Annotated in this window: 16 protein-coding genes; 11 read left to right on the top strand and 5 right to left on the bottom strand. The window is 69.9% G+C overall.

Features of this window, described 5'->3' with window-relative positions:
• The 3 genes from ACFE71_RS02515 to ACFE71_RS02505 form a co-directional block, all read right to left on the bottom strand.
• Positions 1-460 (bottom strand): efflux RND transporter permease subunit (locus ACFE71_RS02515; protein WP_375427231.1); only part of this gene is annotated, 460 nt, incomplete at its 3' end.
• Positions 461-467: 7 nt separating this feature from the next.
• Positions 468-1,697: an efflux RND transporter periplasmic adaptor subunit gene (locus ACFE71_RS02510; protein WP_375427241.1), complete on the bottom strand. Its 1,230-nt coding sequence runs from the start codon at positions 1,695-1,697 to the stop codon at positions 468-470.
• A gap of 173 nt (positions 1,698-1,870) precedes the next feature.
• A complete protein-coding gene (locus tag ACFE71_RS02505; protein WP_375427230.1) occupies positions 1,871-3,229 on the bottom strand; it encodes a dihydrolipoyl dehydrogenase in 1,359 nt (452 codons plus the stop codon).
• Positions 3,230-3,301: 72 nt separating this feature from the next.
• Here ACFE71_RS02505 and ACFE71_RS02500 point away from each other — a divergent pair, with 72 nt between their 5' ends.
• The 8 genes from ACFE71_RS02500 (at position 3,302) to ACFE71_RS02465 (ending at position 14,930) form a co-directional block, all read left to right on the top strand.
• Positions 3,302-4,456, top strand: a complete 1,155-nt coding sequence (locus ACFE71_RS02500; RefSeq protein WP_375427229.1) for a radical SAM protein — start codon at positions 3,302-3,304, stop codon at positions 4,454-4,456.
• Between the two features lie 4 nt (positions 4,457-4,460).
• Complete coding sequence (locus ACFE71_RS02495; protein WP_375427228.1) at positions 4,461-5,117, top strand: HAD family hydrolase; 657 nt, start codon at positions 4,461-4,463, stop codon at positions 5,115-5,117.
• 64 nt (positions 5,118-5,181) lie between these two features.
• Positions 5,182-5,934, top strand: a complete 753-nt coding sequence (gene otsB, locus ACFE71_RS02490) for a trehalose-phosphatase (protein ID WP_375427227.1) — start codon at positions 5,182-5,184, stop codon at positions 5,932-5,934.
• Positions 5,931-7,712, top strand: a complete 1,782-nt coding sequence (locus tag ACFE71_RS02485; protein WP_375427226.1) for a glycoside hydrolase family 15 protein — start codon at positions 5,931-5,933, stop codon at positions 7,710-7,712. Before otsB ends, ACFE71_RS02485 begins: the two co-directional genes overlap by 4 nt.
• Positions 7,694-9,082, top strand: a complete 1,389-nt coding sequence (locus ACFE71_RS02480) for a trehalose-6-phosphate synthase (RefSeq protein ID WP_375427225.1) — start codon at positions 7,694-7,696, stop codon at positions 9,080-9,082. The genes ACFE71_RS02485 and ACFE71_RS02480 overlap by 19 nt, the downstream gene beginning before the upstream one ends.
• Before the next feature lie 45 nt (positions 9,083-9,127).
• Positions 9,128-12,259, top strand: a complete 3,132-nt coding sequence (locus ACFE71_RS02475) for a TRCF domain-containing protein (protein WP_375427224.1) — start codon at positions 9,128-9,130, stop codon at positions 12,257-12,259.
• A 79-nt stretch (positions 12,260-12,338) separates the two neighbouring features.
• Entirely contained in the window at positions 12,339-13,529 is a 1,191-nt protein-coding gene (locus ACFE71_RS02470; protein WP_375427223.1) for a transferrin-binding protein-like solute binding protein, read from the top strand.
• Between the two features lie 33 nt (positions 13,530-13,562).
• Positions 13,563-14,930 carry a surface lipoprotein assembly modifier gene (locus ACFE71_RS02465; protein WP_375427222.1) on the top strand — a complete coding sequence of 456 codons (1,368 nt, stop codon included), beginning with the start codon at positions 13,563-13,565 and terminating at the stop codon, positions 14,928-14,930.
• 150 nt (positions 14,931-15,080) lie between these two features.
• Here the strand turns inward: ACFE71_RS02465 and uvsE are convergent, their stop codons facing one another.
• Entirely contained in the window at positions 15,081-16,244 is a 1,164-nt protein-coding gene (gene uvsE, locus ACFE71_RS02460; protein WP_375427221.1) for a UV DNA damage repair endonuclease UvsE, read from the bottom strand.
• Positions 16,241-17,302 carry a DHH family phosphoesterase gene (locus ACFE71_RS02455; RefSeq protein WP_375427240.1) on the bottom strand — a complete coding sequence of 354 codons (1,062 nt, stop codon included), beginning with the start codon at positions 17,300-17,302 and terminating at the stop codon, positions 16,241-16,243. The genes uvsE and ACFE71_RS02455 overlap by 4 nt, the downstream gene beginning before the upstream one ends.
• Positions 17,303-17,371: 69 nt before the next feature.
• Between ACFE71_RS02455 and modA the strand changes: the two genes are divergently transcribed.
• The 3 genes from modA to ACFE71_RS02440 are packed head-to-tail and all read left to right on the top strand — an operon-like array spanning position 17,372 to position 19,399.
• Positions 17,372-18,118 carry a molybdate ABC transporter substrate-binding protein gene (gene modA / locus ACFE71_RS02450; protein WP_375427220.1) on the top strand — a complete coding sequence of 249 codons (747 nt, stop codon included), beginning with the start codon at positions 17,372-17,374 and terminating at the stop codon, positions 18,116-18,118.
• A complete protein-coding gene (gene modB / locus ACFE71_RS02445; protein ID WP_375427219.1) occupies positions 18,115-18,804 on the top strand; it encodes a molybdate ABC transporter permease subunit in 690 nt (229 codons plus the stop codon). The genes modA and modB overlap by 4 nt, the downstream gene beginning before the upstream one ends.
• The gene (locus ACFE71_RS02440) at positions 18,794-19,399 is read left to right on the top strand and encodes an ATP-binding cassette domain-containing protein (RefSeq protein ID WP_375427218.1); all 606 of its coding nucleotides are present in this window, start codon (positions 18,794-18,796) and stop codon (positions 19,397-19,399) included. Before modB ends, ACFE71_RS02440 begins: the two co-directional genes overlap by 11 nt.
• The last annotated feature ends 9 nt before the right edge of the window (positions 19,400-19,408 follow it).

Below are 19,408 nucleotides of genomic sequence, written 5' to 3'. Positions count from 1 at the left end.
CGCGGCCCGTCAGCCGGTCGGTCTCGTCATAGACGCCGACGATCATCAGGAAGTCGGGGTTCGACTTCCTGACGACCAATCCCTGCTGCTGCACCTGTTGCGGGAGGCGCGCGATCGAGGCCTGGACTTGGTTCTGCACCTGGACCTGCGCGATGTCGGGATCGACGCCCTTATCAAAGGTGGCCGTGATCACGACCTGCCCGCGCGAGCTGGATTGCGACTGGAAATAGATCAGCCCGTCGATGCCCGTCAGCGATTGCTCGACGATCTGCGTGACCGAGTTCTGGATCGTATCGGCCGACGCACCGGGATAGCTGGCGCGAATCGTGACCTGCGGCGGCGCGACGTCGGGATATTGCGCGATCGGCAGCGCGAGCATCGCGCCGACGCCCGCCAGCATGACGATGATGGCGAGCACCCAGGCGAAGATCGGCCGGTCGATGAAGATGCGCGAGAACATGGGTCCGTCAGCCGTTCTTGCCGCCGCCCTTGGCCTTCATCCGCTCCATCTGCTCAGGCGACGGCGGCCGGACGCGTTGCGGCGTATCGGCGGGGACGGGCTTGATGCTCGCGCCCGGCCGCATGGAAGGAAGCAGCCCCTGCGTGATCACCCGGTCGCCGGGGCTCAAACCCTTGGTGATGACCCAGAACTGGCCCTCGGTACGCTCGGCGATGACCGGGCGCTGGAGCGCGCGGTTCCCCGGACCGACAACGAACAACGTCGCGCCCCCCTTGGCGTCGCGCGTCACGGCGGGCTGGGGGACCAGGAACGCGCGGGTGTTGATCGCCTGCGCGAACTGCGCCTGGACGAACATGCCCGGCAATAGCAGTCCCTGCGCGTTCGGGAAGCGCGCGCGGAGCGTCACGGTGCCCGTCGTCTGCTCGACCACGACTTCCGAGAACTCGACCGTGCCCGCATAGCCGTAATCGCTTCCATCCTCTAGCTTCAGCCGGACCTGAGCGCGGGCGGGGACGATGCCGGTGCCGCCGCTCAGCGATCGCCGAAGCGACAGCAGCGCGGCGGAGGATTGCTGGATATCGACGAAGATCGGGTCGAGCTGCTGGATCGTCGCCAGCGGATCGGCCTGGCTGGTGGTCACGAGCGCGCCGACGGTGAAGAGCGACCGCCCGATCCGCCCCGTGATGGGGGCGGGGACGGTGGCGAAGCGGAGATTGACGCGCGCGGTCTCCAGCGCCGCGCTGTTCTGCGCCACCGCCGCCCGGCTCTGGCGCGCGGTGGCGGCGGCGTCGGTATAGTCCTGCTTGGACACCGCCTCGATCTCGGCAAGCGGGCGGAAGCGCGCGGCGCGGACGCCTGCCGCCTCGGCGGTCGCCTGCGCGGCGGCGACGTTGGCCTGCGCCTGGTTGACGGCGGCGCGGTAGAGCGACGGGTCGATCTGATAGAGCGGCTGCCCGCGCCGGACGATCTGACCCTCCTCGAAGAAGCGGCGCTGGACGACGCCCGACACCTGCGGGCGCACCTCCGAACTCTGGAAGGCGACGGTACGGCCGGGCAGCGTCGCCTCGAGCGCGACGTCGGTGGGCTGGACGACGACGAAGCCGACCTCGGCCGGCGGACCGCCGGGACCGCCTGGGCCCTTGCCTTTACCCTCGCCCTTTTCCTGAGCACCCGCACCGCATGCGGCCAGAGACGCAGTCAGACTCAGGGCCAGCACCGATGCGCCGAGCGCGCGCAGGCGACCGCCCGCTTCACCGACTGACCGCTTCACCCGTGTCTCCTGCCTGCCGGCGTCGGCCGGGCATGTATGCTGCAATGCGCCACGAACCGAGATGTTGCAATTGCGTCGGGAAAGGGCTCGGCCGCGCGTGCACCTCGCCTCGCGGGCCTGAATTCCGGATGAACGATCGTTCAGCTTCTCAGCAGATCGCGCACGGCGTTCTGGAGAGTCTCCTCGACGCATGGATGATAGAATACCGCATCCTCGAATGCCGCGGCCGTCAACCCCCGCGCCACCGCGTGCGCGAGCAGGTGACCCAGATGTTCCGCCCCCGGGCCGACGATCGTCCCGCCGATCAGCTTGCCCTCGCCATCGGCATAGACGCGCGCGACGCCGGGCGCGTCCTGGCTCTCGTCGACCCGGACGCGACCGTTCTCCGCGAATACGGCCTGGCCGATCCGGTGGCCGTCCGGCAACTCGTCATGATCGCAGCCAACCAGCGCGATCTGCGGCTCGGTGAAGGTGAGCGCCAGCACGGGCAGCCGGTCGCGCGGGCGGAGGCCCGACGCGACCAGCCCCGCCATCTCGCCTTCGCGCGACGCCTCGTGCAGCACCGCGCGGTTCGCGCCCGCGTCGCCCGCCATGAAGACGGCGCTCCCGCCGCAGCGCCTCGTCACGGGATCGAACAACGGCGTGCCGTGGTCGTCCAGCTTCAACCCGACGGCCTCCAGATCGAGCGGCTTCAGTTCGGGCGGTCGTCCGCTCGCAGCCAGTACCAGGTCGAACTCACCCTGGCCGCCGGTCCAACGCAAGCGCGCGAGCCCATCGACCAGCTCGGAAGACTCCAGTTCGGTCTCAAGCCGCAACTCGACCAATGAGGCAAATGCCTCGCGGACGATGGTTGCCGCCTCGGGATCCGACAACTTGGCGACGGTCGCGCCGTTGTCGATCACCGTCACCGCGACGCCGAGCCAGGCGAATGCCTGCGCCAACTCCATCCCCTGCGCGCCCGCGCCGAGCACCGCCAGCCGCATCGGCAGCGCCTCGATCTCGAAGATCGTCTCGTTGGTGCAGACGAGCGCCGCAACCGGCTCGAGCACCGGGGGTACAAGCGGCGCCCCGCCTGTCGCGATGATCACCGCGCCCGCCTCGATCCGGGCGCCGTCCTCGATTTGGAACGCGGTCGGCCCGACGAAGCGCGCCGCGCCATCGATCCGCTGCTCGGGCGGGACCGCGAACCAGCTTTCGCGCGCGCTGGCGGTGAAGAAGTCGCGCTCCGCCCGCATCCTCGCCAGCACCGCCGCGCCGTCGATCTCGACCGCCCCGGTCCGCACCCCGAACATCCCCGCCCGCCGCGCATCCCGCGCCGCACGGCCGGCGGCGAGCATCAGTTTGGACGGCATGCATCCGACGCGCGCGCAGGTCGTGCCGCCCGGGCCGCGTTCGACAATGACGGCGTGCTTGCCCGCCCCGGTCGCGGCGCGCCATGCCGCCAGCCCGGCGGTGCCCGCCCCGATGATCGCCACGTCGCAGGTGATGGTCTCGTTCATCCACATTAAAGAGGCCGCGATGGGCCGGGGTTCCGGCGGAACAAAGAAGCCCGTTCGCCCGGTTAACTGGGCATGGCTACCGCCGCACCCACAGCGCCTCACTTGTTTCAGGACTCGACCGCCAACGAGCCGATGCCGGTCATCCCCGGCGATCTCGATCCGCGTCCGGGGCGATCGCGCGAATGGCGACCCAAGCGCGTGCTGGTGACTAAGTCGGCGCTCGGCTGGGATCATGGCCGTGCGATCGCCGAGCGCGTCGCCGGGCTCGGTCTCGATCTGGTGGAATTGCCGAACGACCGGGTCAAACTCGACTTCTCCGACGATCCCAGACGGCAATATGCGGAGTCGAAGGCGACGATGGCGGTCGTCGTCGCGCCGCCCTCCAAGCGCAAGCTTCAACCGATCGCGCCGTCCGCCGACTGGCGCGTCGACCTAGCGGAGGGCTGCCCGGCGCACTGTTCCTATTGCTATCTGGCCGGGTCGCTGAAGGGTGCCCCGATCACTCGCGTCTATGCGAACTTCCCCGAGATCCTGGACGAGATGCCGCGCCATCTGGGGCAGGGCACGATCACCTCGCGCTCCAAAACGCGGCGACATGAGGGCACGACCTACGAGGCTTCCTGCTACACCGATCCGCTCGCGATCGAGCACCTGACCGGATCGCTATCGGCGCTGGTCGAGTATTTCGGCCGGTGGGAAGCCGACGCGCAGCTCCGCTTCACCAGCAAGTTTCAAACGGTGGAGCCGCTTCTAGGGCTCGCGCATAACGGCCGCACCCGTATGCGCGTATCGCTCAACCCCAAGCCCTATGCGCGCTTCGAGGGCGGCACGAGCCCCGTCGCGCAGCGGATAGCCGCGATGCGGCGGATGGCGGAGGCGGGCTATCTCGTCGGCCTGACGATCGCCCCCATCATCGCCGCCCCTGGCTGGGAGGCGGCTTACGGCGGGCTGGTCGACGATGTCGCCCGTGCGCTGGACGGGCTGGAACCCGACCTGACGGTCGAACTTATCACCCACCGCTTCACCGAAGGGTCCAAGGCGGTGCTCGACAGTTGGTATCCGGGCTCGGCACTAGACATGGGACCGGCGGGGCGATCGCAGAAGCGTACCAAGTTCGGGGCGATCAAGCACGTCTACGACCGCGACCTGATGCGTACGCTGCGCGCCTTCTTCGAAAGCGAGATCGCCGCCAAGCTCCCTTCCGCCCGCATCCTTTACTGGACCTGACCTGATGACCGTGAAAGCCATCCTGTTCGACATCGACGGCACGCTGGTCGACTCCAACGACTTTCACGCCGACGCCTGGGTGGAAGCGTTCATCGCGCACGGTCACGACATCGACCGGGAGAAGGTTCGCGCCCAGATCGGCAAGGGCGCGGACATGCTCGTCCCCACGCTGGTCCCTAGCGCATCGGAGGAGTGGGCGGAGACGCTGGGCGACGCGCATGGCGAGGTGTTCAAGGGCAGGTACCTGTCCCGGGTCCGCGCTTTCCCACACGCTCGCGACCTTATCGCCCGCGTCCACGAGGCCGGACTGAAGATCGCGCTCGCCTCCTCGGCGTCCAAGGGCGAGCTGGATCACTATGTCGAATTGCTCGGCATCGCCGGGTTCGTGGACGAGACCACGACCATCGACGACGTGAGGAACTCGAAGCCCGCCGGCGACATCGTCGCGACCGCGCTGGATAAGCTCGGCGTCGAGGCGGGGGAGGCGCTGTTCGTCGGCGACACACCCTACGACATCGACGCGGGCGCGAAATGCGGTGTGGCCGTGATCGCGGTCCTGTCAGGCGGCTTCTCGCGCGACGTGCTGATGGGCGCATCGGCGGTGTATGACGATGCGGGCGCGCTGCTGAACGGGTTTCCGAGTTGGACGGGGAAAACCTGAAACCCCTTTCTTGTCCGAAGAGGGAGCAGGGGAACACCCCCCGCCCGCACGGGTTCTCCCCGTCATGCCAGCAACCGACCGAATTCTCGCCGTCCCCCCGCTCGACCTACTCGCCTCCGCCTCCCTCTTCTTCGATTTCGACGGTACGCTGGTCGATCTGGTCGATCGTCCCGACGCGGTGCGCGCCGATCCCGAATTGCGCGCGCTCCTTGCCCGGTTGACCCACATGCTCCCCGGACGCGTCGCGATCGTCAGCGGGCGTTCGATCGCACAGCTCGACGCGATGCTGGGCAAGGGCGTGGAGGGGATCACGCTCGCGGGGAGCCATGGGGCCGAGTTCCGCGACGACGGCGAGGAGCTTCACACGGCGACATCCGCGCTGGGCGTGATCGCCGCCCATATGGACGCCTTCGCCGAAATCCGACCCGGCGTGGTGGTGGAACGCAAGACGCTCGGTGTCGCGCTCCACTACCGCCTCGTGCCCGAGCATGGGGCGGACGCGCTCGCCGCCGCCGGCCGGCTCGCCGCCGATCACGGGCTCGTCCTTCAGCAAGGCAAGATGATGGCCGAGGTTCGCGTCGACGGGGACAAGGGCCGCGCGGTCGGTGCGCTCGCGGCGGGCGCGTCGATGGCCGGGTTTGCCCCGCTCGTCTTCGGCGACGACGTGACCGACGAGGCGGGCTTCGCGGCGGCCGCCCGGCTGGGCGGCGCGGGCGTGCTCGTCGGCGAGCGTCGCGAGACTCAAGCCGCCTACGCGCTCCCCGATGTGGCCGCTGTCCGAAGCTGGATCGCCCGGGCGCTGGAGCATGCTCCATGACCGCCTCCATGAACCTTTGGCCGATCGGCAATTGCCAGGTCTCCGCACTGGTCGACGGGTCCGGCACGTTCGTATGGGGGTGCGTTCCGCGCGTCGATGGCGAGCCCGCCTTTTCCGCGCTGCTCGGCGGCGATGCGCCCGACACCGGTTATTGGGCGATCGAGCTGGAGGACGGCGGCGTCACTCACCAGCATTATCAGCGCAATACCGCCGTCCTCGTCACCCGGCATGAGGACGGGCAGGGAAACGCGGTCGAGGTCACGGACTTCTGCCCGCGCTTCCATCGGGACGGCCGCACCTATCGCCCGACCGCCTGGATCCGCATCGTCCGCCCCGTCGCCGGCGCCCCGCGCATCCGCGTCGTCCTGCGCGTCGGCAAGGATTGGGGCGGCCGGGCGGACGAGACGGCGGGCTCCAACCATGTCCGCTATCTTATGGCTGAAAACGTCCTGCGCCTCACCACCGACGTTCCTGTCGGTCAGGTCCGCGCCGAGAGCTGGTTCCGCCTCGAACGCCCTCTCCATTTCTTCCTCGGGCCCGATGAAGGCTTCGTCGGGCACATCGCCGAGACGCTCGTATCGATGCGCGACCGCACGATCACGGAATGGCGGGGCTGGTCGCGCGGGCTCGCCACCCCCGTCGAATGGCAGGACGCGGTGATCCGCGCCGCGATCACCTTGAAGCTTTGCCAGCATGAGGAAACGGGCGCGATCGTCGCCGCGCTCACCACTTCGCTGCCCGAGCATGCGCATTCGGGGCGAAACTGGGATTATCGCTATTGCTGGATTCGCGACGCCTACTACACCGTGCAGGCGCTCAATCGCCTGGGGGCGCTCGACGTGCTGGAGGGGTACCTCGAATATCTCCGCAACATCGTCGACGGCTGTCGCGGCGGGCATATCCAACCGCTTTACGGCGTGGGCGGCGAGACGCGGATCGAGGAGCGCGAAGCGCCCGACCTGCCCGGCTATCGCGGCATGGGTCCCGTTCGTGTCGGCAACGCCGCCTATACCCAGATCCAGCACGACGCCTACGGCCAGATCGTCCTGTCCGACGTCCAAGCCTTCTTCGACCGGCGCCTGTTCCGCATGTCGGGCCCGGAGGATTTCCGCTCGCTCGAGCGCGTGGGCGAGCGCGCTTGGGGCGTGTACGACCATCCGGATGCGGGGCTGTGGGAGCTGCGAACGAAATCCGCCGTCCACACTTATTCCGCCGCGATGTGCTGGGCGGCGTGCGACCGGCTGGCGAGCGCGGCGCGCGCGCTAGGCATGGAGGAGCGGCGTAGCTTTTGGCAGGACCGCGCCGACGCGATGCGGACGCGCATCGAACAGGCCGCGTGGCGCGAGGACACGCAGCGCCTATCCGCGACGTTCGAGGGCGACGATCTGGACGCCAGCCTGATCCAACTCCTTGACCTGCGTTTCCTGTCGTTGGACGACCCGCGTTTCCGGTCGACGCTCGACGCCGTGGAGCAAGGGCTCAGGCGCGGAAGCCACATGCTCCGCTATGCGACCGAGGACGATTTCGGCCTCCCCGAGACCGCTTTCAACGTCTGCACCTTCTGGCTGATCGAGGCGCTGCATGCGACCGGCCGCGTCGACGATGCCCGCGCGTTGTTCAAGGAGATGATGACCAGGCGCACCCCCGCCGGGCTGCTGTCGGAGGACATCGATCCCGCGACCGGAGAGCTGTGGGGCAACTACCCCCAGACCTACTCGCTCGTCGGGCTCATCAACTGCGCCGTGCTCCTGTCCAAGCCATGGAGCGCCGTGAGGTGAGCCGGCTCGTCGTCATCTCCAACCGCGTGCAATCCCCCAAGGCGTCGAGCGCGGGCAACCAGGGCGGGCTCGCGGTCGCCCTCCTCGCGGCGTTGCGCGAGAAGGGCGGGGTGTGGTTCGGGTGGTCGGGGGAGACGGTGGGCGCTTTTACCGGCGCGATCGGGCTAGAGCAGGCCGACGGCGTCGCGACCGCGACGGTCGATCTCGAGCCGCAGGACGTCGACGAATATTACAATGGCTACGCCAATCGCAGCCTGTGGCCGCTGTTCCACAACCGCATCGACCTGACCCGGTTCGAACGCGATTTCGAGGGCGGCTACCTGCGCGTCAACCGGCGCTTCGCCACCACCGTCCGCCCGCTGATCGGCGAGGGCGATCTGGTCTGGGTCCACGACTACCACCTGATCCCGCTTGGCCGCGAGCTCCGCCGCCTGGGGCTGACGAACCGCCTCGGCTTCTTCCTCCACATCCCCTGGCCGCCCTCGCAGATCCTGATGTCGCTACCCAGCCACGAGCCGCTGGTGCGCAGCCTGTTCGAATACGACGTGGTCGGCTTCCACACACCCGACTGGCTCGACGCGTTCCTTCACCATGTCACGCGCCATCTCGGCGCGGTCGTCGGGGAGGACGGCGCGGTGACTCTGGGCGACCGCGCCATCCGCGCGATCGTCGCGCCGATCGGGATCGACGCGGGCGAGTTCGAGACCGCCGCACGCAGCGACCCCGCCCGCTTCGCCCGCGACCGGCTGCATATGAGCGCGACCGGCCGCTCCATCATCGTCGGCGTCGATCGGCTCGACTATTCCAAGGGCCTGCCCGAACGGTTCGCAAGCTACGAACGCTTCCTCCTCCGCAACCCCGACCTGCAAGGCCTGGTGCTCATGCTCCAGATCGCGCCGCCCAGCCGCGAGAAGGTCGACACCTACCGGGCGATCCGCGCCGAGCTCGACGAGCTGTCGGGCCGCATCAACGGCGAGTTCGCCGACATCGACTGGGTGCCGATCCGTTACGTCAACAAGGGCTATCCGCGCGACGAACTCGCCGGCATCTACCGCGCCGCCCGCGTCGCGCTCGTCACGCCCCTGCGCGACGGCATGAACCTCGTCGCCAAGGAATACGTCGCCGCGCAGGACCCGGACGATCCCGGCGTCCTGATCCTGTCGATCTTCGCGGGCGCGGCGGCGCAGCTGCGCGACGCGCTGCTCGTCAATCCATACAGCGCCGACGAGGTCGCCGACGCGATCGCGCTCGCCCTCGGCATGCCGCGCGAGGAGCGCGTCCGGCGCTGGCGGTCGCTGATCGCGAACATCCGCCGCGAAGACGTGTTCTGGTGGCGCGACCGCTTCATCGGGGCGCTCGAACCCCGCTGACCGACCTCACCCGCCCGACATCGACGCCGTGAATTAGGAACCGCATTGCCCGACTTGCTCGCACCCGCGCCTCTAGCCGCCCTGCTCGCCACCGAACTCGCCACCCGCGACATCCTTTACATCGCGAGCGACGATGCGCGCGCCGCCTCGATCGCGGCGATCCTCGCCGCCTTCGCGCCGGACGTACGAGTTTTTCACCTTCCCTGTCCCGACGCGCTCCCCGGCGAGGACGCGCCCGCATCCCCCGCCAACATCGGCGCGCGCGCCGCCGCCCTGCGCGGCGCGCGGCAGGCGCGGGGTGACGGAGCGCGCGTCGCGATGGTCACGACCGCCGAGGCGAGCGTCCTTCGCTATGCCCCGTCCGACGCGTTCGAGGCGACCGACCCCTCCTTCGCCGTCGGCGACGAACTGCGACTGGACGGCTTCGCCGAGCTCGCGATCGGCATCGGCTACACGCCGGACGACCGCATCGACGAACCGGGCGAAGTCGCCGTGCGCGGGGCGGTGGTCGACATCTTCCCCGTCGACAGCGCGCTTCCCGTCCGCATCGAGGTCGAGGACGACCGGGTCTCCGCCATCAAACGCTACGATCCCGTCACCCAGCTCGGCGGCGATCCGCTCGGGTCCGTCGAGATCGGCCGCGCGAGCGAACCCAAGGCGGCGGGCGGCGTATCGCTGCTCGCGCACTTGCCCGACGCAGTCGTCGCGCTCGACCCGGGCGCGGACCGCCACCGCGCCCGCTTCCTCGCCCTCTCGACCGACGCGCTTCGTCGCGGCCGTCGCGCGGACAGGCTGCTTGTCGGGGCCGAGGACTGGCAGGCGGAGATCGGCGCCCGCGCGACCGTCGACCTGAACGCCCCCGAAGGCGACGCCCCGCCCCGCTTCATCGAGGGCAACAATCCCACACGCGCCTTCGACCGCTTCGCGCGGGAAGCATTGGCGGACGGCCCACTGATCCTCACCGGCAGCCCCCGCGACCTTCGCTTCCTCGCCGCGCGCACCAAGCTCGATCTGCCGCCGATCCGGAGCTGGGCCGACGCCGTCGCCGCCCCGGCCGGGACATCGTTCTGCCTGCACGCGCCGGTCGACCGCGGCTTCTCGCTCGCTGGGGTCACCGTCATCGCCGGCGGTGACCTGCTCGGCGGCCGCGCGCGCGCCGACGAGCATGCGACCGGCGGCGTCGACCCGCTCGCCGCCGCGACCGGCGAGTTGCGCGTTGGGGACGTGATCGTCCATGAGGAGTTCGGCATCGGCTCGGTCGAGGGCGTCGAGACCCTCCCCGGCGAGAGCGGGGCGGAAGGCGGCGACGCGGTCGTGCTCCGCTACGCCAAGGACGCCCGCCGCCTCGTGCCGGTGGGTGAGGCCGATCGCATCTGGCGCTACGGCGCGGACGCCGACCAGGTGACGCTCGACACGCTCGACGGCGGTTCCTGGCAGAAGCGACGTGGCGCGATCGATCGGGCCATCGCCGAGTCCGCGCGCGGCCTGGCCGACCTCGCCGCGCGGCGCGACGCGCGCACGACCGATCCGATCGCCCCCGACGCCGCCGCCTACGAACGCTTCGCGTCGGGCTTCGCCTTCACCGAGACGGCGGACCAGGCCCGCGCCATCGCCGCCGTCCGCGCCGACCTGGCCAGCGGCAAGCCGATGGATCGCCTGGTCGTCGGCGATGTCGGTTACGGGAAGACGGAGGTGGCCTTGCGCGCCGCCGCGCTCGTCGCGCTGGCCGGCCGCCAGGTCGCGGTCACCGCCCCCACGACCGTTCTCGTCCGCCAGCACATCGAGACCTTCGCCCGCCGCTTCGAGGGCACGGGCGTCGAGGTCGCGGGGCTTTCGCGCCTCAGCACCCCCGCCGACAAGAAGCGCGTCGTCGCCGGTCTTGCGGACGGCTCGATCAAGGTGGTGATCGGTACCGGCGCGGTAGCGGGCAAGGGCGTGGAGTACCGGGACCTGGCGCTCATCGTCATCGACGAGGAGCAGCGTTTCGGCGTGGCCGACAAAGCGAAGCTCGCCGGGCTCGGCGCGGGCCATGTCCTGTCGCTCAGCGCCACGCCCATCCCACGCACGCTCCAAGCCGCCATGGTCGGGCTGCAATCCGTTTCGGTCATCGCCACCCCGCCCGCGCGCCGCCAGCCGATCCGCACCGCGGTCGAAACCTGGAACGACGCCACCGTCCGCGCCACGCTGCTGCGCGAAAAGGGCAGGGGCGGGCAGAGTTTCGTCGTCGTGCCCCGGATCGAGGACATGCCCGCCGTCGCCGACCGCCTGGCCAAGATCGCCCCCGAACTGAAGGTCGTGACCGCGCACGGCAAGCTCCCCGCCGCCGAGATCGACGAGGCGATGGTCGGCTTCGCGGCGGGCATCGGCGGTCATGGCGGCGACGTGCTGCTCGCGACCAACATCATCGAGGCGGGGCTGGACGTGCCGCGCGCCAACACCATGATCGTGACGCACGCCGATCGTTTCGGCCTGTCGCAGCTTCATCAGCTGCGCGGGCGCGTCGGACGCGGCGGACGGCGCGGGCAGATCCTGCTTCTGACGGAGGAAGGCCAGACGATCGCCGACGCCACCCTGAAGCGCCTGCGCACGCTGGAGGCGTTCGACCGCCTGGGCGCGGGCTTCGCGATCGCCGCGCGCGATCTCGACCTGCGCGGCGCGGGCGATCTGCTGGGCGAGGAGCAGGCGGGGCATATGAAGCTGATCGGCATCGACCTCTACCAGCACCTGCTGGGCCACGCGCTGCGCGCGGCGCGCGGCCAGGCGGTCGACCAATGGACGCCCCAGCTGAATATCGGCCTGGCGGGCCGCCTGCCGCAGGACTGGATTCCCGAGATCGATGTCCGCCTTTCGCTCTATGGCCGCCTCGCGCGCATCGTCGACACCCCCACGCTGGACTCGTTCGAGGCCGAGCTAGAGGATCGTTTCGGCGCGATACCCGAGGCCGCCCACGCGCTGCTTCAGCTGACCCGCCTCCGTCTCCTCGCCCGCGCCGCCGAAATGGAGAGGATCGACGCCGGCCCCGCCGCGATCGCGCTTACTCCCAAGGGCAAGCAGTCGTTGCCGGAGGTCGCCGGGCTGGCCGAGAAGAACGGCCGCTGGCTCCTGGCGGAACGCATCGAGGACGACCGCGCTCGCGTCGCGCGCGTGGCGGAACTGCTTGGTGAGCTGGTGGAGTGAGCGGGGACCGCTTCAAGGTCCCTTAACCCTTTTTCCCTATCCCGGCCGCATGATCCTACGGGGAAACAGGGGCCTCCACATGCGCGCGATCCATGCTCTACTGACGTTGCCGTTCCTGTCGCTCGCGGCGTGCGGCGGCTCGGGCAGCTCCGGCTCCGTCCTGTCGGCGGGCACGGCCGCACCGCCCGTGGGCGCGACGCCGACACCGGGAAACACGCCAGCTCCGACCCCAACCCCGACTCAGACACCGGCTCCCACACCGACGCCGACCCCCACGCCGACACCGGGGCCGCCCGGTCAGGCGCACCTGTTCGACGTGTCCGCCGCCACGGTCTTCGACGCGGTGGGTGCGGCTCAGTCTCTCAACGTCGATGAGAAAGGGCGGACGCTCTACCGGGGCAATGCCAGCACCGTCGCGACGCCGACCGGCACGATCACCTACAATCCGCGTGATGGCATCTTCACCGTCGCGCTCGCCGATCCTGCAGCCGGCGTTACCCGGAACCTGGGATTTCAGGACCCTGCGCACCGGCAAACAGTCGACCAGGCGCGCTCGGGCGAGTATCAGGTGCCACTGCTCCAGGGGTACAACTATCTCCAGGCGCTCGACGGCGACGCGCAGCTCACCTTTTTCTACCAGCGTCCCGCCGCCAGCGGTGACTTCGTGTCGATCGCAGGGGTCGAGCGCAGCTATCTGGAGCCGGAGACGCAGGAGTTCACTTCGGAACAGGCTGTCATGGTGTTCGGCTCGAAGACGCCGACGCTCCAGATGCCCGTCCGGGGCACGGGCCGTTTCGAGGGCGAGTTCCTGGCCACCATGGTTGGCCGTCAGGACGGTAGCTCCTCAGTGCTGCAATGGATCACGGGCACAAGCGGCGTCGATGTCGATTTTGCCAAGCGGACCGTCGGGCTGTCGCTATCGGGCCGGGTCAGCCCGGTCTTCTCCAAGAACATCGCCGCCAACAACGAGGCGCTCGCGATTTCAGCGGGGTCGATCTTCAGCGCGGTCGGGTCAGCCGGCTGGGCCAGGGCGGGCTCGGTCTTCACCGGCGCCTTCTCCTCGGCCGAGTTCCGGATGGGTGACGGGCAGGTCGTGCCCGTCGACTTCACGGCGGTCAACGGAGCCACCAGCGTCGCGGGCGCGAGCTCGATCGACGGCACCTTCTATGGTCCGGACGCCAAGAACATCGGCGGCAATTTCCGCATCGTCGGCGGCGTGCCGAACCGCCGCCTCGACATTCTGGGCGCGTTCGCCGGGGCGAAGAAGTAGGATCGGCGAGCGGATACCGGGCGGGGTGGGACGGTGATCGGGTTGGCGGCGCTCGCCGCGGCGACGACGCTCGCCGCTCCCGCCGCGGCGCAGATCGCGGCGGAGCGACCCGCCACGGCCGCCGGGTGCGACGGGACCGACTGCCGGATCACGCTGACCCCGGCGCAGCTTCTCGCCGCCGCCGACCGGCTCGTCGCGCAGGGGCGGTACGCGCAGGCCCGACCGCTGCTCCAGGCATTGGAGCTCGCGCCCGGCTACAAGCTCCAGACCCGCTTCTTGCTGGGCTACATCGCCTCCAAAACGGGCGATCTCGAAGGCGCGGCCGAGCGGTATCGCGCGATCCTGGCCGACGACCCGCGCCAGACGCGCGTGCGGCTGGAACTCGGCCGCGTGCTGCTTCAGCAGAACAAGACCGCCAGCGCCGATCGCCAGTTCAGCCTGGCGGCGCAGGACACCGAACTTCCGCAGGAGATCGCCCGGACGATCCGCACCGTGCGCGACACGATCCGCAGCTCGCGCACCTGGCGGCTCGACGTCAATCTCGGGGTCGCGCCCGACACCAACATCAACAACGCGACGTCGGCCCGGTCGGTGACGATCCTGCTCGGCGATACGGAGATACCCGTCGATCTGAACGACCAGGCCACGGCCCGCTCGGGCATCGGCGTCGTCGGCCAGCTATCCGCCGGCCTGCGCCTGCCCGTTAGCGCGCGCGTCTCGGCGCTGGCGGAATTCGACGCGATCGGCACCGAATACAAAAGGTCGATGTTCGACGACCACATCGTCCAGGGCGCGGCCGGCGCGGAATACCGATTTTCATCCGCGACCAGCGTCTCGCTCCAGGGGGTCGCCGCGCACCGCTGGTTCGGCGGCGAGGCCGTCAGCCGCCAGCTGGGCGCGCGCCTGGGCGGCCAGACGGTCGCGAACGCCAAGGACCGCTTCGGCTTCCAGCTCGACGTCCGCCACAGCCGCGCGCTGTTCGACCGCGCCTATGACGGCTGGCAGGGTGGGTTGTACGGCACCTACGAGCGCGCGGTCACGCCCACGATCGTCGCGTCGGTCGGGCCGTTCGTCCGACGCGACGCGCTGCGCGAGGAGCCGTTCTCGAACACGGAGGCCGGCGGGAATGTCGGGGTCGGCGGCGAGCTGCGCTACGGCGTCAATTTCGGCGCAAGCCTGGGCGTGTCGCGCGCGGTGTACGACGCGCCGCTAGAGATCTTCGATCTGGATGCCCGCCGGGACTGGCGCGTCGTCGCGCGCGCCACGCTCGGCTACCGCAAGATCCGGGTGCTCGGCTTCTCGCCGCAGCTGGTGTTCAACTATACGCGCATCAACTCGTCGCTCCGCTTCTACGACACCACCCGCAGCCGCTTCGAGTTCACGCTGGCGCGGTTTTTCTAAATAGCCTTCTCCCGCTTTCGCGGGAGAGGGACAGGCGCGCGTAGCGCGGCGAGGGTGAGGGACGGGCTTCTCCTGGCGAGGTCCGGCCCTCACCCTGGCGCTTCGCGCCTGTCCCTCTCCCGCGAAAGCGGGAGAGGGTTTGACGTTTTATTACTCCGCCGCCAGTGCCATTCCCTCGTCGACGTCCGGCTCGTCCTCGGCGGCGACGCCCTGTTCCAGCCGGGCCTCGTCCGCCGCCAACCGCCCCGCATCCTCGTCGGTGATCCCGAACCGCGCCGCCACGTCGGGGGCGAAGCGGAGCAGGTCGGGGCGCAAGCGGAGCAGCGACAGGTCCTTGGACTTGCCCTCCATCATCACGTCGAACGTGAGGCCGTCGGCCATCCGCATGAAGGTCGCGAACTCGAACGGGTTGGTGAAGTCGGAATGGCCCGTCCAGATCGGCGGTCGCAGCACCGTCTTGATCCGCGCGGTCGCCTTGACGGGCGCCTTCAACAGCTCGCCCTTCTTCGGTTTGGGCTTGCCCGCCTTTGCGGCTTCGCGCTGCTTGGGCGTGATCTTCTGCTTCAGCTCGCGCATCTCGGTGCGTGGGCTGGAGAAGTGGATCTTGGGCCGGCATCCGTCGGGCCAGCTCGCCACGAACCGCTCCAGCGCCTGGCGCATGTCGAGCCGTTCGGGGTTCAGGCACCAATGGTGCTGATAGTCGAAGATCAGCCGAACGCCCGTGCGCTCCTGGATCCAGAGCACGTCGCTGGCCGAAAAGCGGATATCGTCATTCTCAAGCACCAGCCGGCGGCGCACGTGATCGGGGCACGCTTCGTAGCCCGCGATCCACCGCGCGCGCGACGCCTCGCGGTCGTCATACACTCCGCCGACATGCGTCACCATCACCGCCTCGTCGTTGAGACCCATCCGGTCGAGCATCTCCGCCTGGCTCGACAGGTCCCAGATCGACTTGCGCGTCAGCTCGGGATCGGGCGAGTTGAGCAGCACGTATTGCGACGGGTGGAAGGACAGCCGGATGTCATATTCGCGCGCCTTGGCCCCGAACGCGCGCAGCTCCGCGTCGCTCTCGGCCACCATGCCGTGGAACTGCGGCATGTCCGGATGCGTCGCGTAGGGCGCGATGTCCGACGACATCCGGTACATGTCGAGGTCGTTCTTGCGCAGATAGTCGAGCACCGGATGCAGCAATTCCAGCGAGCATTTCAGGTGCGGGTCCTTCTGCCACCGCCGCGTGTCCTGCGTCTTCAGGTCGGGCCGCCCTATGACCTTCACGGGAAAGCCGAGGCGGAGCGGGCGCGTGCTGTCGGTCATGCGGGTACCTGTTGTTCGGGAAAGCCCAGACCGGACACGAACGCGTTCCAGTCGTCATAGCGAAGCGCGCCGCCGGTCGCCTGCTTGTGACCCGAGCCGTAGCGCGAGTCCGCGCCCGGAGGCCGGTGCTCGGCGAGGAACGCGACCAGGTCGCGACCCGTCGCCGACCGCGCGGCGAAATGCACCCAGCCCTCGCGGTAGCCGGTGTTGGCGGCGAGCACGATCTTGTCCTTCAACCGCCCGCGCCATTGCTGCGCGATCAGTGGGTGGATCTGCTGGCCGGCGTGGAAACGGATCAGCGCCACGTCGCCTACCACGCGCGGCGGCACGCGCTTGGCGGCGTCCATCGCCTCCGCCACTTCCGCCTTGGCCGCGACCAGCAGCTCGCGCTCGGCGCTCGGCTCCTTGCTGACCGCCTTCGGGCCGTCGCCCCGCATCAGGAGAGCCAGCGCGGGCGAGGCGTCCGCCGCCGCCGTCCGCCTGGGCGCGTTGACAAGCGAGGTCGCCATCTTGAGCGCGGTCTTGCCATACCGCGCCTGGGCCTCGGCCAGTTCGGGAAACGCGTCCTCCGGGGCCATGTCGCCGATCAGGCCGAGCGCGGCGAGCCAGCCGAGGCCGTCCGGGGCACCGAGCGCCCAATAAGCGAGCAACGCCGATCTCGGTTCGGGCACTAGCCCGTTGCCGCTGATCACGGTCGCCCTGTCGGGCGCGCCGGTCGGCACGTGATGGTCGATCACCACCGTCGGGCACCGCGCCAGCACGGGTTCCGCCCGGGTGCCGAGATCGGCGACGATCAGCCCGCCGGGCTTGCGCGCCTCCAGCTCCGCCCGGAATTCCGGCTCCCACGGGCTCTCGCCCTTGCCGGTGATCCGCACATCGACCGCATGGCCCTGCTCGCCCAGGCCCCGCGCCAGGATCGCCGCCGCCGCCAGCCCGTCCGCGTCGAAATGGCTGACCACGAGGATCGGCCGATCAGGCGCGAACGCCTGGGCGGCCTGCGAGAAAGCTTCGCGCGCATCGGTGCGCGCGTCCGAACCGTTGGAGAGGACGCCGATCATGGCCACGCAAACGACCCGGCTCGCGGCTGCGTTCCTGTTCGTTTAGAACGGCGGCGTGAAAGGTGATCCATGATGCGCCGGCTGCTCGTTTTTCTCATATTGTTGCTGGTCACGCCGGCCCATGCCCAGCCGCGCGGGCCGACGGTGCTCGCGGCCGCCAGCCTTCAGGAAGTCCTGACCGACGCCTCGGTCGTGTGGGCGCGACAAGGCCATCCGCGTCCGGTCCTCTCCTTCGCGGCCTCGTCCGCACTCGCACGCCAGGTCCGCGCCGGCGCGCCCGCCGACCTGTTCATTTCCGCCGACGAGGAGTGGATGGACGACCTCGCCCGCGCGGACCTGCTCGCGCCGGGCACCCGCGCGGTGCTGGCGGGCAATCGGCTGGTCGTGATCACCCCGCGCGCGAACCGGGTCCGCCTCACCATCCCGACGCTCGCCCGCACGCTGGCGGCAGGACCTCTCGCCATGGCCGATCCCGCCGCCGTGCCCGCCGGACGATACGGCCGCGCCGCGCTCGAGCGGCTCGGCGCATGGGACGCGGTACGGGGCAGGGTGGTGCGTGCCGAGAATGTCCGCGCCGCGCTGGCGCTTGTCGAGCGCGGCGTCGCACCCTACGGCATCGTCTATGCGACCGACGCGCGCGCCTCGGCCGGCGTCCGGGTCGCGGGCGTCTTCCCCGCATCGAGCCACCCGCCGATCCGCTATCCCGTCTCTCGCCTGCGCAACTCGCGACATCCGGATGCGGAAGGCTTCCGCCGCTTCCTGCTCTCCCCGCGCGGCCAGGCAATCTTTGCGCGCCACGGCTTCACCCGCCCGTGATCTCGCCGGATGAATGGGCGATCATACGGTTAACTTTGCTCGTGGGCGGCGTCGCGGTCGCCGTCACGCTCCCGCTCGCATTCGGGCTAGCGCTAATCCTCGCCCGGTCGCGCGTGCCCGGCAAGCTGCTGCTCGACGCGGTCGTCCATCTGCCGCTCGTCGTGCCGCCCGTCGTCACCGGATGGGTGCTCCTGCTCGCCTTCGCGCCTGGCGGCCCGCTCGGCAGCTTGCTCCAGGACTGGTTCGGCGCGAGCGTCCTGTTCCGCTGGACGGGCGCGGCGATCGCGGCCGGGGTGATGGCGCTGCCGCTGATGGTGCGCGCGATCCGGCTGTCGATCGAGGCGGTCGACCGCCGGCTGGAGCAGGCCGCGCGAACACTGGGCGCGAGCCGGACGCGCGTTTTCGCCACGATCACGCTGCCGCTCAGCCTGCCCGGCATCCTCGCCGCGACGACGCTCGGTTTCGCCCGGGCGATCGGCGAGTTCGGCGCGACGATCACCTTCGTCTCCTCCGTGCCGGGCGAGACGGAAACTCTGCCACTCGCCATCTACGCCGCGCAACAGCGTCCCGGTGGCGACGCGATGGTGTGGCGGCTGGCGGCGATCTCCATCGCGCTCGCGCTAGTCGCGCTGGTCGCGTCGGAGGCGCTGGCCCGGCGAGCAGGCAGGGGTGTCCATGTCCTTTGATGTCGCGGTCCAGCTGACGAGGGGCGACCGGCGGATCGGTGCGGCGTTCCGGACCGGGGCCGGCGTCACCGTGCTGTTCGGCCGTTCGGGCGTCGGCAAGACCAGTGTACTCGATATGATCGCCGGGCTACTGCGCCCGGACAAGGGGCATGCACGCGTCGCGGGCGAGTTCCTTTACGACCGGAACGCCGGCGTGAACCTGCCGCCCGAGCGCCGGCGCGTCGGCTACGTCTTCCAGGACCCGCGGCTCTTTCCGCACAAGCGCGTTCGCGCCAACCTCCTGTATGGCGCGCCGAACGCGGCCAAGCTCGCCGACACCGCCCGCATGCTCGATATCGCGCATCTTCTGGATCGCTGGCCGCGGACGCTGTCGGGCGGCGAGGCGCGCCGCGTCGCGATCGGTCGCGCGCTGCTGAGCGACCCCGCTTTCCTGCTCCTCGACGAGCCGCTCAGCTCGCTTGACGCCGCTCGCGCCGAGGAGGTGATGCGCGCCCTGGAGCGCCTGCGCGACGAGACCGGGTTGCCGATGCTCCTCGTCACCCATGACGAGGGGGAGGCTGAGCGACTGGGAAACCACCGCGTCGCGATGTACTGACCGCGCCCA

Origin of the sequence: uncultured Sphingomonas sp., from assembly GCF_964237155.1 — a bacterium.
Taxonomy (GTDB): domain Bacteria; phylum Pseudomonadota; class Alphaproteobacteria; order Sphingomonadales; family Sphingomonadaceae; genus Sphingomonas.
Note: the sequence above shows the minus strand (reverse complement) of the source record. Positions and strands in the feature narration are given on the sequence as shown.